Consider the following 12930-nt stretch of genomic DNA (forward strand, 5'->3'; position numbering starts at 1 on the left):
CAGACCACTCGCACTACTTGGCGGGAGGGCACGGCACGGTCTTGCCGATAGCCTCTGTCATCTGCGCCTCCGACCACGGAAGCCCGGCGACGACCTTCGCGCCCTTCACCTTTGCGGGCACCTTGGAGACGATGGAGGCGAGCCGCTGCGCGAGGTACTGCGCGAACGCGGGTCCCGGCGTCGAGTTGTTGAGGGCGACCACGATGGTCAGGCCGGACGACGGGTCGCTGTACATCGCCGACATGTAGCCCGGCATCGCTCCTGCACTGCCGCGCAGCGGCCCGAGGATCTGCACGCCGAGCCCGTACTTCTGCCAGTCCGACCCGTTCGGGATGCCGGTGGCCTGCGCCTTCGCCGACTTCTCCGACAGCAGCGAGCCGCTGGCGAGAGCCTGCACGTATGCCTTCAGGTCCGGGACGTTCGAGACGACACCGGATGCGGTCCAGCCCATCGACGGCGACAGCTGCGTCACATCCCGCATCGGCTCACAGACCACGGCGCCCGCAGGGTCGATGCCCACCGAGTACCCGGCAGGATGCGGGCCGGGAACGGTGAGCTGCGACGGACCGGGGAACGAGCTCGACGTCATCCCGAGCTTGTCGAAGATGTAGTGGGAGTAGAGGTCCTGCCACGACTTCCCCGCCGCGTTCTCGAGCGCCATGCCGAGCAGGACGAAGTTCGTCATCGACACCCCGAGCTTCTCGCCCGGCTTGCCGAACGGCTGCGTTGCGAGGCCGTCGCTGGCGAGTTCGAGCGCCGGCCACTGCCTGGTGGGGTTGTTGAGGAAGATGTGGTTCAGCTGGCCCTGGAAGTCGCCGATGCCCGAGGTGTTCTGGCACAGCTCCCGCAGGGTGACGCCGTCGACGCCGACCAGCCCCGGCAGCCATTTGGTGAGCGGGTCGTCGAGCTCGACCGTGCCGTCGTCCACCAGGCCGAGCAGCACCGTGCACGTCATCGGCATGGTGTTCTGCGCGATCCGGAAGGTCATGCCGGCGGTGACCGGCTTCGATCCCTTGAGGGTCGTGGTGCCGATGCCGTCGGTCCAGCTGCCCGCCCACGGCGCCCACACGCCGACCATCGCTCCGGATGCGCCTGCCTGCTTCATCGCGTCCGTCACCGCGGTCTTCAGCTTGCCCGTGACCTCGGAGGAGAAGCCGCCGGCGACCTGCTTCGGCAGCGTGGAGCTCGCGCCGGCATTCGGGGTGCACGCGGCCAGAACCAGGGCGAGGACGCTCGCCAGTGCGACGGCGGTGATCCGTCTCGCTCGTCGTCGCATTGCCATCCCCCGATGGGTTCGGTGTCCCTGGTCAAAGGATTCTAACCGCTCACGGGGGACGCACCGTGCAGCATACGATCGTGGCATGCAGAGCTTCCCTCCCGAGATCGTCGACGCCGTCCTCCGCCACATGAACAGTGACCACACCGACGACAACCTCGTGATCGTGCGCGCCAACGGGGTGCCGGATGCCGTGCAGGCGACGATGACGGCACTGGATGCGCAGGGCGGCACGTGGCGCGTCGTCACCGCCGACGACCACGCGACGGACGTGCGCATCCCGTGGACGATCCCGGTCGCCGAGCGCGCGGACATCCGCAAAGCCGTCGTGCTGCTCTACCGTTCGGCGTGCCGGACGCTGGGCATCGAGCCGCGCACCGAATAGGCGACCAATCCGTTCCCGCCCATCCTCCGAACCAGGAGATGAGGCGCAGCGCCAGCCGCGCCGCACACTAGGAGGGAACATCATGCGCACATCACCGAACCGTCTGGTCGCCACCATCTTCGGCGCCGTCTATCTCGTCGTCGGGCTTCTCGGCTTCGCTTACACCGGCGGCGTCGGCTTCGTCGCCACCAAGGGTGGGCTCATCCTCGGCATCTTCGAGGTCAACCCGCTGCACAACATCGCCCACCTGCTGATCGGCGCTGCGCTGCTCATCGCCGGGCTCACCAGGGTGGCCGCCGCCAAGGCCGTGAACACCACGGTCGGCGCCGTCTACCTGCTGCTCGGCATCGTCGGGTTCTTCCTGGTCGGCACGGGCGCGAACATCCTGGCGCTGAACACGCCCGACCACTTCCTTCACCTGGTGAGCGCCATCGTGCTCCTCGGCGTCGGCCTCGGCGCGGAGAAGACCGTCCGCCGCACGTCGGCCGTCGCCTGACCCGGCTGAGAGACGAGTCACGGTGAGCACCATGACCAGGGCAGTTCAGGGGGAGGCTGTAGGCGTGGCCGTCTCGGCGGCCACCCGCGCCTGGCTCGCCGTGGCTGCGCTGGGAGCAGGGCTGCTTCACGCGGCTCTCGCCGCCAGCGCACCCCTCCCGGCCGCGATCGTCCTCGTGGCGTTCGCGGCAGGGGAGCTCGGGTGGGCGGTCGCGGCTTTCGTCCGCGACCGTCCGCCTTTCTTCCGGGCGGCACTCGTCGCCGCGCTGGTGCCCGTGGGCGCCTGGGCGGTCGTCGCGACCGTGGGAGCGACGTCGGAGGCCGGGACCGTCCTGGCGCTGCCGCCGTTGCCGCTCGCGGTCGCCGCCCTGCTCGACGTCGCGGTCGCGGCCACCATCGCCGTGGTGCTGCGCCGCGGGAAGGCGGCCAACCCGGATGCGGGCGCCCTGCGCTTCGTGCTGGCGCTCCTGCTGAGTGCAGCAGCGGTCAGCGCGGTCACCATCCCGGCGCTCGGTGTCACGGACGCGGGTGTGGCGGCAGTGGATGTGCACCTGCAGCACTCGGGGCACCACTGAGCCGCGCTCCATCGGCCCGGCTTTCCACCCACTGGCGTTTCCCAGCCTCGCTGCTACACTTAGGACACCCTTCCTTAGGTAACCCTAACTAGCATCCCGAACGGCTGGAGCATCGTGGCAGCAATCATCCCCTTCTCCCAAGCCCTTCGTGAGCGGACCCGAACCGATCACGGGTCCAGCGAGGGCGCCGGCTTCATGCAGGACCTGATGACCGGGAAGGGCTGCCGCGAGGACTACATCGCCCTGGTGGCCCAGCACTACTTCATCTACGAGGCTCTGGAGGCGGTCGCCGCCCGGATAAGCGACGACCCGGTGGCCGCCGCCTTCATCACCCCGAAGCTGACCCGCCTTCCCGCGATCGAGGCCGATCTGGCGTTCCTGCTCGGTGCGGACTGGCGCGACCGCATCGCCCCCGTCCCCACAACGGTCCGCTACGTCGACCGCATCCACGAGGTCACCGACTGGCCGGGCGGCTTCATCGCCCACCACTACACGCGCTACCTCGGCGACCTGTCCGGCGGCCAGATCATCCGCACCCTCATGCAGCGCCAGTTCGGGTTCGAGACGAACGGCGTCGGCTTCTACCTGTTCGCGGAGATCGCGAAGCCGCGCGAGTTCAAGGACGTCTACCGCGCCCAGCTGGACGCCGTCGACTGGGACGACGCCGAGCGCGAGCGCGTCATCGACGAGGTCATCGTCGCATACGCGTTCAACACGTCGCTGTTCGAAGACCTGGCCGCGGCCAAAGCCGCCGCCTAGACGCCCGCGCGCCGCAGCACGAACGATCCGTTCCCGAACCGCACCGTCGACCCGGGATCGACCTCGTGCCGGGTGTTCGGGTCGCACGCGTACGCGCCGTCGCCCGGATACACGATTGTCGTGCCGTTGGCGGACCCGAGGTCGAGCACCCAGAAGATCCCGTCGTACTGCCCGAACGCCAGGTGCGCCCGCGAGATGGACTTGGCGTCGTCCGCCACCGTGATCAGCTCGGCGTGCGCAGGATCGTCCAGCTCGGTCCCCGGCGTGTGCGCGGCCGGGTTGCGCCCGATCACGCCGTTCCCGCTCGTCTCCACGTGCTGCCCGTCACTGAAGTCGAGCACGAAGGTCACCGCCATCTGAGTCTCCTGTCGCGTGTGTTCGGCGTGTGCGCGCCTCAGCCCTCGCGGGGCCGGGTGCGCATGAATCGTTCGACGTCCGCATCCACCATGATGTCGCTCGGCCGCAGAGGGCGGGACAGGTACAGCCCGTCGAGCGAGGTGATGCGGCTCAGGGCCACGTATGTCTGGCCGGGGCTGAACGCCCGCTGGCCGAGGTCGACGACCGCGGAGTCGTAGGTCTTGCCCTGGGACTTGTGGATGGTGACCGCCCACGCCAGCCGCAGCGGGAACTGGGTGAACTCGGCGACGACGTCTTTGGTGAGCTTCTTGGTGGCGGGGGAGTACGAGTACTTGAACTTCTCCCAGATGGCCGGCTCGACCTCGTGGATCTCGCCGTCCACGTCCACGTAGACGTTGGAGTCGATGCGGGTGACCGTGCCGATGGTGCCGTTGACCCAGCGCGGCCCCTCGCCGCCCTGGCCGACGTCGTTGCGCAGGAACATGACCTGCGCCCCCACCTTGAGCTCGAGCGTCTCGTCTGCCGGGTACGTGCGGCCGCCGAAGTCGCCGCTGACCTCCGCCTTGGCAGTGAGCGCGCGGCCGGGCAGGCGGCGCAGCGCCTCCGCGTTGATGCGGTTGACGGAGTCGTTGCGGGTCGCCAGCGTGATCGTGCCGTCATCCGGTGCCGGGCGGGCGCCCATCTCGTTGAGCCGGTCGGCGATCTCCTTGGTGACCTGGCCGTGCCGCACCGCGTTGAGCATGTATTTGAAGTCGGACTCGTGCTGGCGGTGCACCTCGACGAGTTCCACGATCTTGAGGTCGGCCTCCTGCCACACCTTGGCGTCGAAGAACCACATCGACCGGTACGTGTCGCCGAAGTACGCCCGCTCCTCCGGATCGCCCGGCACGGGAGCCAGCTGGTACGGGTCGCCGAACAGCACCACCTGCACGCCGCCGAACGGCTCCTTGTTGCGCTGCCTGGCCTGGCGCAGGCTGCGGTCGACCGCATCCATCAGGTCGGCGTTGACCATCGAGACCTCGTCGATCACGAGGGTGTCGATGCTGTTGAGCAGCTTGCGCAGCTCGGCGCTCTGCTCGATGTCGTGGTCGGCGATGACCCCGATCGGCAGCCGGAACAGCGAGTGGATGGTCTGCCCGCCGACGTTCAGCGCCGCGACCCCGGTGGGCGCGGAGATGACGAGCGACTTCTCCGTGTTCCAGGAGAGATGGTTGAGCAGCGTGGATTTCCCTGTGCCGGCGCGACCGGTGACGAACACGTGCTCGCGGGTGTGCTCGATCAGCTCGAACACCCGCTGTTGTTCGGGCGTGAGGGAGAGTCGGCCCATCCGATTCCCTTCCGTCGCGCGACCTGCCGAACTACTCTAACGCGGCACCGGGCTCGGGCGGCGGTTCTCCACAGGCCCATAGGATGGCGGCATGAGTGGGGACGAGTCGGAGGGTGCACCCGCGCATCCGCTCGCCGCTCTCAGCCCCCGCACGCGCGTCCTGCTGATCTGGTCCGGCGTGGCCGTGCTGCTCGTCCTGGCGTTCGTCGCCGCGGTCGGCGCCGTGCAGCGCGCGTTCTACAGCCCGGCCGGTTTCGCCACCTCCTACGTGGATGCGCTGGCCGCCAGGGACGTGCGCGCCGCGATGGCGATGCCGGGCGCAGACCCGACCCCCGCATCCCTGTCGGCGCAGGGCCTGCCCGAGAAGCCGTCACGCGAACTGCTCCGACCGGATGTGCTCCCTCACCTCACCGGCATCCGGGTGGTCAGCGACGACCAGCTGGCGTCCGGCTCGCACCTGGTGGAGGTCGCAGCCCGCGCGGACGGGCATCCGGTGACGGCGAAGTTCACCGTGCGGCAGACCGGTTCGGTGCTCGGGCTCCTCCCGCTGTGGGAATTCGCCAAGACGCCGCTGACGGTCGCGCACATCCAGGTGCAGCACGCGGACACGTTCACGATCGCCGGCCACACCCTCGAACCCCGCGCGGCGGAGAAGCAGCCGGCCGACGCGTTCTCCGTCGCGGCCGACTACCTCATGTTCGCCCCCGCCCGGTATTCGCTCGGGCACCACTCCCGCTATCTCACGGCCGACACGGTCGCCTTCCCCGCCGCGGCAGGGCAGCGGGTGCCGGTGGCAGTGGATGCGCAGCCGACCAACGCGTTCGTTTCCGTCGTGCAGACGCAGCTCCACGACTTCCTCGACGACTGCGCCAAGCAAGAGGTGCTGCAACCGGCGGGCTGCCCGTTCGGGGCGGTCATCGACGACAGGGTGCAAGGACTGCCGGCCTGGTCGATCGTGCGCTACCCGCCGGTGACCATCCAGGCCGGGGAGACCGGATGGGTGATGCCGCGCTCCGAGGGCGCCGCCCACCTGTCCGTGACGGTGCAATCGCTGTTCGACGGGTCGGTGTCGCAGCGCGAGACCGACGAGCCGTTCGCGATGTCCGTGTCGAAGATCACCCTCCGCGACGACGACGGGATCGACCTGGTGGTGGCGGACTAGGGCTGCTCGGCGCTACGCGCTCGCCCCTACCGCCGCGCCCCATCCCGCGACGCCAGCTTCTGCAGCCGCTCGTTGTACGCGTTCAGCTCCGCCTCGCCCGTGCGGTCGGCGTTGCGGTCGCGGCGCTTGGTCTCGCGGTCGTCGCTGCGGCTCCACTGGATGGCCACCACGATCGCCAGGATGACGGTGGGGATCTCGCCGACGCTCCAGGCGATGCCGCCTCCCGTCTGCTGGTCGACGAGCGGGCTGTCGCCCCAGGTGCGGCCCATCGAGCCGAACCAGTCGGCGAGGAGCAGACCGGTGCTCTGCATGATCGAGAGGCCGAAGAAGGCGTGGAAGGCCATCGTCCCGAGCAGGAGCAGCAGTCGGAACGCGTACGGCAGGCGGTACTTCACGGGGTCGATGCCGATCAGCGACTGCACGAAGAGGTAGCCGGTGATGAGGAAGTGGATGATCATCCACTCGTGCCCGATGTGGTCGGTGGTGGCCCAGCGGAACAGCGGCGTGTAGTAGAACGCCCAGAGCGACCCGGCGAACAGCACGGCGGCCACCACCGGGTTCGAGATGACGTTCGCGAAGCGGGAGTGCACCGCCAGCAGGATCCACTCCCGACCGCCGCGGGAGCCGTCCGTGCGCTTCTTGATCGACCGCAGCGCGAGGGTGACCGGCGCTCCGGGCACAAGCAGCAGCGGCACCATCATCGTCAGCACCATGTGGGCGAGCATGTGGGTGGAGAAGAGGTACTTCTCGTACACGTTGACGCCGCCGGACGTGATGTAGAACAGCAGCACGATGCCGAGGATCCAGAACACCGTGCGATGGATGGGCCAGGCGTCTCCGCGCTTGCGCAGCCGCCAGACGCCCGCGAGGTAGAAGAAGATCGCGAAGCCGCACGCGAGCACCCAGAGCAGGTCGAAGTTCCAGCTCGTGAACAGCCGGCCCCAGGTGAGTTCGGGCGGCAGCTTCTCTCCGGTGAGGATCTGGGCGGGCGTCGGAGACTGTCCGAGCTTCTCCGCCACGGGCGTCGCGGTGCGGGCGAGCGCGGCGGCGACACCGGATGCGATCCCCATGAACGCGAGTTCGGCCGTGACGATCCACCAGAAGGTGCTGCGCCTGCCGCCCGCCTTGAGCCTGCCGATCAGGATGCGCCGCTGCATCACGCCGAAGACGCCGAGCGCTCCGAGCGCCGCCACCTTGACCAGCACCAGGATGCCGTACGGCGTGGCCAGCTGCGCCAGGGTGCCGACGCGCAGTTCCGCGTTCACGTAGCCGGAGGCCGCGACGACGATGAAGGCGATCAGGGCGAGCGACGAATACCGCTCGAGCACGGGAACGAGGCGGCCGCTGTCGAGCGTGCGCCTGGCGACGATGAGGGTGACGAGCCCGCCGAGCCAGATCGCGGCGAAGAGCACGTGCAGGCCGAACGAGGTGACCGCCGCGTCGTGACCGGCGGCATCCGCACTGTGGCCCTGCTGCGCCATCGGGACGATCGACGCGATGGCGAGAGCGGTGACGAATATGAGGGCCGTGTGGTTGCGGACCGCGAAGCAGAGCACCGTGACGGCGGCGGCGATGAGCGTGATGCCCAGCCAGGCCTGCCCGATGGAGACGCTGGTGACGAACGAGCTGAGGCCGTTGCTGAACGCCTCGTCGAACGACCACGGCACGTTCGAGACGCTCACGAACGTGAACAGGCCGGTGGCAGCGCTCGCGACCGTCATCACCGCGGCAGAGCCTGCGGCGAAGTCGAGGGACTTGCCGAACTCGTCATTCTCCGGGCTGAACGCGAAACAGGCGAGTACCAGCGCGCCGATCGTGCCTGCGGCACTCAGGTTCACGATGAGGGTCGCCGTTGGCAGACCCCACCGCACGAGCGCCCCCGGGTCGGCCAGGAGGGGTGCCGCAGCGCCTCCGCCGAACGCGAGGGCCGCGATCATGGAGACGATCGCGACGATCAGCAGGACGGCAGGACCGATGATGCGGACGAGTCGGGGCACCGGACAAGCCTACGTCTCACGCGCTGAGAGCCCGCACACAGGTGCGGACAGACGACGAGGGCGGCACCGCCGTGCGGTGCCGCCCTCGATCAAGCCGGTGAGACTACTTGACGGCAGCCTTGAGCTTCGAGCCGGCGGTCAGCTTGACGCGGTGACCGGCCGGGATGGCGATCTCGGCGCCGGTCTGCGGGTTGCGGCCGGTGCGGGCAGCGGTCTCGGTGCGCTCTGCAGCGAGCCATCCCGGGATGGTGACCTTGCCACCGTTGGCGACGGTCTCCGCGATGGTGGCGAAGAATGCGTCGAGCACGCCACCGACGGCAGCCTGGCTCTGACCCGACGACGCGGCGACGGCGGCAACGAGCTCGGTCTTGTTCAGCGACTTGTCAGCCATTGAGTGTCCTCCTCGGACCTTGTGCTGGATATACAGCTTTTATGTGGAACGGTTGAGGCCAAACTGGCCGTTACGTTTGGTCGGTTGACCGCCTCGAATGTATCAGAAACCCGCGAAAACACGCGGATTCTCGGCGTTTTTCACAAAGTAGGGAGCATTTGGGCAGGCGCGGGGACCGCATCCACCTCCCGGCGGGAACGACGAAGGGGTGCCCGGCCGAAGCCGGACACCCCTTCGAGGATGCTGTCTCGCTGTTTACCAGCTGGACTTGGTGATACCGGGCAGCTCGCCACGGTGCGCCATGTCGCGGAAGCGAACGCGCGAGATGCCGAACTTGCTGAGGTTTCCGCGGGGACGGCCGTCGACGGCGTCGCGGTTGCGAACGCGGATCGGGGAGGCGTCGCGCGGGATCTTCTGCAGGCCCTGGCGAGCCGCTTCGCGCGACTCGTCGGTGCCGTTGGGGTCGATCAGGGCCTTCTTGAGCTCGAGACGACGTGCCGCATAGCGGTCAACGATCACCTTGCGCTGCTCGTTCTTGGCGATCTTGGACTTCTTAGCCATGTGTTTAGCGCTCCTCTCGGAAGTCGACGTGCTTGCGCACTACGGGGTCGTACTTCTTGAGCACGAGACGGTCGGGGTTGTTGCGACGGTTCTTCTTGGTCACGTAGGTGTAACCGGTTCCAGCCGTCGAACGAAGCTTGATGATCGGACGAACGTCCTGCTGCTTTGCCATTAGATCTTCTCCCCACGGGCCAGGAGGTCCTTGACCACGGACTCGATGCCACGGGCGTCGATGACCTTGATGCCCTTGGCGCTCAGGGTCAGGGTGACGTTACGGCGAAGCGACGGCACGTAGTACGTCTTCTTCTGAATGTTCGGGTCGAAACGACGCTTGGTGCGTCGGTGCGAGTGCGAGATGTTGTGTCCGAAGCCGGGAACGGCTCCAGTCACCTGGCACACTGCTGCCATTGTCTTTTCTCCAATACCGCGGAGCCGGATGCTCCGCCCAAGGTCACTTGTCGGCACGGTTCACCCCAGAAATCCGGAGATGTTGGGGTTCACGTACGATCTGAGCAGGAGAGGCCCACTCAGCCAAACATCAATAGTACGTCACATCCGTGCATCCCGCCAATCGCCCGGGATGCGCTGCTCACGCCAGGCGGGAGCAGGATGCGCACAGACCGAAGATGTCGACCACGTGCTGGGGCTGTGTGAAGCCGTGCGCCGCCGCAGCGGCCTGGGCCCACTGCTCGACGGCGTCCGCCTCGATCTCGACCGTGAGGCCGCAGTTGCGGCAGATCAGATGGTGGTGATGGCCGGTGGTGCACGCACGGTAGAGGGCCTCACCCTCCGGCGACTGCAGCGAATCGGCCTCACCCTCGGAGGCGAGGTCGGCGAGCGCCCTGTACACCGTGGCGAGCCCGATGGGCGATCCCGTCTCGTGCAGGCTGAGGTGGAGTCCCTGCGCGCTGATGAAGCCCTCCGTGGAGGTCAATGCCTCTCGGACGGCTTCGCGCTGCCAGGTGTTCCGCTTCACCACGCCAGGTTATCCGTTCTGCCTCACGAGTCGCCGTGAACCCTGGCGTCCGCCGACCAGGCGGCAGACCACGTAGATGACGAACGAGATGGTGGTGACGTACGGGCTGATCGGCAGGGCGCTGCCGATCGCGAGCATGATGCCTCCGACGACGGAGACGAGCGCGAAGCCGACGCTGAGCAGGGGAACGACGAGCGGCGACGACGAGACGCGCATCGCGGCGGCGGCCGGGGTCACCAGCAGCGACAGCACGAGCAGCGCTCCGACGATCTGCACGGACACGGCTACGGCGAGCCCGAGGAGCACCATGAACGCCAGGGCGACGAACCGCACGGGCACCCCGCGGGAGGCGGCTACATCCGCATCCAGGCTGTCGAAGGTGAGGGGGCGCCAGATCACCAGCAGCCCGATCAGCACCACGGCGCCGATCCCGAGCAGCCAGCCGAGCTGGGGGTCGTCGACGGAGACGATCTGCCCGGTGAGCAGCCCGAACTTGTTGGCGCTCCTCCCCGGATAGAGCGCGAGGAACAGGATGCCGAGGCCGAGACCGAACGGCATCAGCACCGCGATGATCGAGTTCCTGTCCCTCGCCTTCGCGCCGAGCAGGCCGATCAGCACGGCCGCGATGAGCGACCCGGCCACCGAACCGACCACGACGTTCGCCCCGAACAGCAGGGCGGCGGCCGCGCCGGCGAAGGAGAGCTCGCTGATGCCGTGCACGGCGAACGCCATGTCCCTCTGCATCACGAACACGCCGATCAGCCCGCCGACGACGCCGAGCACGGCTCCCGCGACGATCGAGTTCTTCACCAGCGCGAGCAGTTCTCCGTAGTTGGCGAAGTCGAACAGCTGCGACCACAGGTCGGTGCTGGTTGCCAGGTGCGCGATCATGCCGCAGGCTCCGGATGCGCGGTGTGCCCGTGATGGTGGTGGTCGTGGGTCTCGGAGTCCGGGATCCCGACCACCACGATGCGCCCGCGGCTGCGGATCACGTCGATCGGGGTGCCGTACAGCTCGGTGAGCACGTCGCTGCGCAACACTTCGTCCGGGGTGCCCTCGCGGAACCGGCCGCCGGCCAGGTAGAGCACCTTGTCGACCATCCCGAGCACGGGGTTCACGTCGTGGGTGACGAAGACGACGGCGCTGTCGTGGTCGCGCCTGCGCTTGTCGATCAGTTCGCTGACGCCGCGCTGGTGCTGCAGGTCGAGGGAGAGGAGCGGTTCGTCGCAGAGCAGCAGCGACGGGTCCCCGGCGAGCGCCTGGGCGACGCGGAGCCGCTGCTGCTCGCCGCCGGAGAGGCTGCCGACGGGCACGTTGGCGTATCGGCGTGCTCCGACGGAGTCGATCAGCTGCTCCACCTGCGCCTTGTCGGCCTTGGTGGGGATGGGCAGCCCCCAGCGGTGCCCGTTGACGCCGAGTGCGACGAGGTCGCGAGCGCGCATCGGGGTGCCGGAGGCGATGATCTTCTGCTGCGGGATGTACCCGATCCGCCTGTCGCCGCGACGCACGTCGTGGCCGTCGAACTGGATCGTGCCGGAGTCGAGCTGCTGCTGGCCGAGGATCGTCTTCAGCAGGCTGGTCTTGCCGGAGCCGTTCGGACCGAGCACGGCGACGAACTCGCCGGCGTGCACATCCAGGTCGAGGCCGCTCCACAGGGTGCGGTCGCCGAAGCCGAGGTTCGCATCCCTGAGTCGCAGCACCACGGGCCGCTGGTCGGGGGATGGGACGCGCTCCAGCGGCTCGACCGCTTCGGCGGTCATTCGCCGAGGGCCTTGGCCACGGCGTCGACGTTGCTCGTCATCCAGCTGATGTAGTCCTTGCCTGCCGGCAGGGTCTCCGTCACGGGGACGACGGGAACGTCTGCGCTCTTCGCCGCCGCGAGGACCTTCTCGGTCTCCGGGCCGCTGGTCTGCTCATTGTATGCAAAGACCTTCACGGCGTTGTCGCTGAACAGGTGCAGCATCTCGTTGAGCACGGAGGGCGACACGTCGGTGCCCTCCTCGATGGCCGAGCTGAACGCCTCCGGGGTCTTGTTGACGAGCCCCATGGCGTCGAGGAGGTAGAGCGGAACGGGCTCGGTGATGGCGGCGCCTTCGCCCGCGTACGTCTTCTTGAGGTCGGCCGTGCGCTGTTCCAGATCGCCGAGGTCTGCGGTGAAGGCTGCGGCGTTCTTGGTGAACGTCGACGCCTGCGACGGGTCGGCCTTCGTCAGCGCATCCACTAGCTTCCCAGTGAACTTCTGGATGGTGGGGAAGTCGTACCAGACGTGCTCGTTGAGGTGGTCGCCCGCCGTCGCCTTCTTGCCGGAGATGTCGACGACGTTGAGCACGGCCGCCTTGTCGCCCGCCGACTTCCGCAGCGTGTCCATGAAGTCGTCGTAGCCTCCGCCGTTCTCGATGATGATGTCGGCTTTGGAGACGGCGAGCTGGTTCTGGGCGCTGGCCTCGAACGAGTGCGGGTCCTGGGCCGGGTTGTCCATCAGGGAGGTGACCTGGACGGCGTCGCCCGCGATGGTCTTGGCGATGTCGCCGTACACGTTGGTGCTGGCGACGACGGAGACGGTCTTGTCGGAGTCCGCTGCTCCGGATGCGCCGGCCGAGCATCCCGTGAGGGCGAGGGCGGCGGCGAGCGGAAGAGTGAGAAGTGTGGCGATGGAGCGCGACTTCATG

17 protein-coding genes are annotated in these 12930 nt (G+C 68.2%); 5 read left to right on the plus strand and 12 right to left on the minus strand.

Annotation, left to right across the window (positions count from 1 at the left end; translation table 11 throughout):
* Nucleotides 1-13: 13 nt before the first annotated feature.
* On the minus strand, nucleotides 14-1276 hold the full coding sequence (locus HF024_RS19390; RefSeq protein ID WP_168690684.1) for a serine hydrolase domain-containing protein: 1263 nt from the start codon (nucleotides 1274-1276) through the stop codon (nucleotides 14-16).
* A gap of 85 nt (nucleotides 1277-1361) precedes the next feature.
* Here HF024_RS19390 and HF024_RS19395 point away from each other — a divergent pair, with 85 nt between their 5' ends.
* From HF024_RS19395 to HF024_RS19410, 4 genes are all read left to right on the plus strand, one after another.
* Entirely contained in the window at nucleotides 1362-1661 is a 300-nt protein-coding gene (locus HF024_RS19395; protein WP_168690685.1) for a DUF2470 domain-containing protein, read from the plus strand.
* An 82-nt stretch (nucleotides 1662-1743) separates the two neighbouring features.
* Nucleotides 1744-2157, plus strand: coding sequence for a DUF4383 domain-containing protein (locus HF024_RS19400; protein ID WP_085367407.1), 414 nt, complete (start codon nucleotides 1744-1746; stop codon nucleotides 2155-2157).
* Nucleotides 2158-2188: 31 nt separating this feature from the next.
* Nucleotides 2189-2731: a hypothetical protein gene (locus HF024_RS19405; RefSeq protein ID WP_085367408.1), complete on the plus strand. Its 543-nt coding sequence runs from the start codon at nucleotides 2189-2191 to the stop codon at nucleotides 2729-2731.
* 114 nt (nucleotides 2732-2845) lie between these two features.
* Complete coding sequence (locus HF024_RS19410; protein WP_168690686.1) at nucleotides 2846-3490, plus strand: biliverdin-producing heme oxygenase; 645 nt, start codon at nucleotides 2846-2848, stop codon at nucleotides 3488-3490.
* On the opposite strand, the gene HF024_RS19415 is transcribed toward HF024_RS19410, so the two are convergent.
* Both HF024_RS19415 and HF024_RS19420 read right to left on the minus strand, forming a co-directional pair.
* The gene (locus tag HF024_RS19415) at nucleotides 3487-3846 is read right to left on the minus strand and encodes an FHA domain-containing protein (protein WP_085367410.1); all 360 of its coding nucleotides are present in this window, start codon (nucleotides 3844-3846) and stop codon (nucleotides 3487-3489) included. The genes HF024_RS19410 and HF024_RS19415 overlap by 4 nt on opposite strands.
* A gap of 38 nt (nucleotides 3847-3884) precedes the next feature.
* Complete coding sequence (locus HF024_RS19420; protein ID WP_085367411.1) at nucleotides 3885-5174, minus strand: AAA family ATPase; 1290 nt, start codon at nucleotides 5172-5174, stop codon at nucleotides 3885-3887.
* A 91-nt stretch (nucleotides 5175-5265) separates the two neighbouring features.
* On the opposite strand from HF024_RS19420, the gene HF024_RS19425 reads away from it, so the two are divergent.
* Nucleotides 5266-6336 (plus strand): hypothetical protein, encoded by a 1071-nt coding sequence (locus HF024_RS19425; protein ID WP_247597216.1) that lies wholly within the window; start codon nucleotides 5266-5268, stop codon nucleotides 6334-6336.
* Between the two features lie 26 nt (nucleotides 6337-6362).
* Here the strand turns inward: HF024_RS19425 and HF024_RS19430 are convergent, their stop codons facing one another.
* The 9 genes from HF024_RS19430 to HF024_RS19470 all read right to left on the minus strand — a co-directional run bounded on the left by HF024_RS19430 (nucleotide 6363) and on the right by HF024_RS19470 (nucleotide 12929).
* Nucleotides 6363-8273 carry a cytochrome c oxidase assembly protein gene (locus HF024_RS19430; RefSeq protein WP_210724114.1) on the minus strand — a complete coding sequence of 637 codons (1911 nt, stop codon included), beginning with the start codon at nucleotides 8271-8273 and terminating at the stop codon, nucleotides 6363-6365.
* A 163-nt stretch (nucleotides 8274-8436) separates the two neighbouring features.
* Entirely contained in the window at nucleotides 8437-8724 is a 288-nt protein-coding gene (locus HF024_RS19435; protein ID WP_085367412.1) for an HU family DNA-binding protein, read from the minus strand.
* Nucleotides 8725-8979: 255 nt separating this feature from the next.
* Entirely contained in the window at nucleotides 8980-9285 is a 306-nt protein-coding gene (gene rpsN / locus HF024_RS19440; protein ID WP_085367413.1) for a 30S ribosomal protein S14, read from the minus strand.
* A 4-nt stretch (nucleotides 9286-9289) separates the two neighbouring features.
* Nucleotides 9290-9457 (minus strand): 50S ribosomal protein L33, encoded by a 168-nt coding sequence (gene rpmG, locus HF024_RS19445; RefSeq protein ID WP_085367414.1) that lies wholly within the window; start codon nucleotides 9455-9457, stop codon nucleotides 9290-9292.
* Entirely contained in the window at nucleotides 9457-9693 is a 237-nt protein-coding gene (rpmB, locus tag HF024_RS19450; protein WP_018188988.1) for a 50S ribosomal protein L28, read from the minus strand. Before rpmB ends, rpmG begins: the two co-directional genes overlap by 1 nt.
* Before the next feature lie 181 nt (nucleotides 9694-9874).
* The gene (locus HF024_RS19455) at nucleotides 9875-10264 is read right to left on the minus strand and encodes a transcriptional repressor (protein WP_085367415.1); all 390 of its coding nucleotides are present in this window, start codon (nucleotides 10262-10264) and stop codon (nucleotides 9875-9877) included.
* A gap of 6 nt (nucleotides 10265-10270) precedes the next feature.
* Nucleotides 10271-11152 carry a metal ABC transporter permease gene (locus HF024_RS19460; protein WP_085367416.1) on the minus strand — a complete coding sequence of 294 codons (882 nt, stop codon included), beginning with the start codon at nucleotides 11150-11152 and terminating at the stop codon, nucleotides 10271-10273.
* Complete coding sequence (locus tag HF024_RS19465; protein ID WP_085367417.1) at nucleotides 11149-12021, minus strand: metal ABC transporter ATP-binding protein; 873 nt, start codon at nucleotides 12019-12021, stop codon at nucleotides 11149-11151. Before HF024_RS19465 ends, HF024_RS19460 begins: the two co-directional genes overlap by 4 nt.
* Complete coding sequence (locus tag HF024_RS19470) at nucleotides 12018-12929, minus strand: zinc ABC transporter substrate-binding protein (protein WP_168690687.1); 912 nt, start codon at nucleotides 12927-12929, stop codon at nucleotides 12018-12020. The genes HF024_RS19465 and HF024_RS19470 overlap by 4 nt, the downstream gene beginning before the upstream one ends.
* Nucleotide 12930 lies beyond the last annotated feature (1 nt).

This window comes from Leifsonia sp. PS1209 (genome assembly GCF_012317045.1).
In the GTDB taxonomy this organism is placed as follows: Bacteria; Actinomycetota; Actinomycetes; order Actinomycetales; family Microbacteriaceae; genus Leifsonia.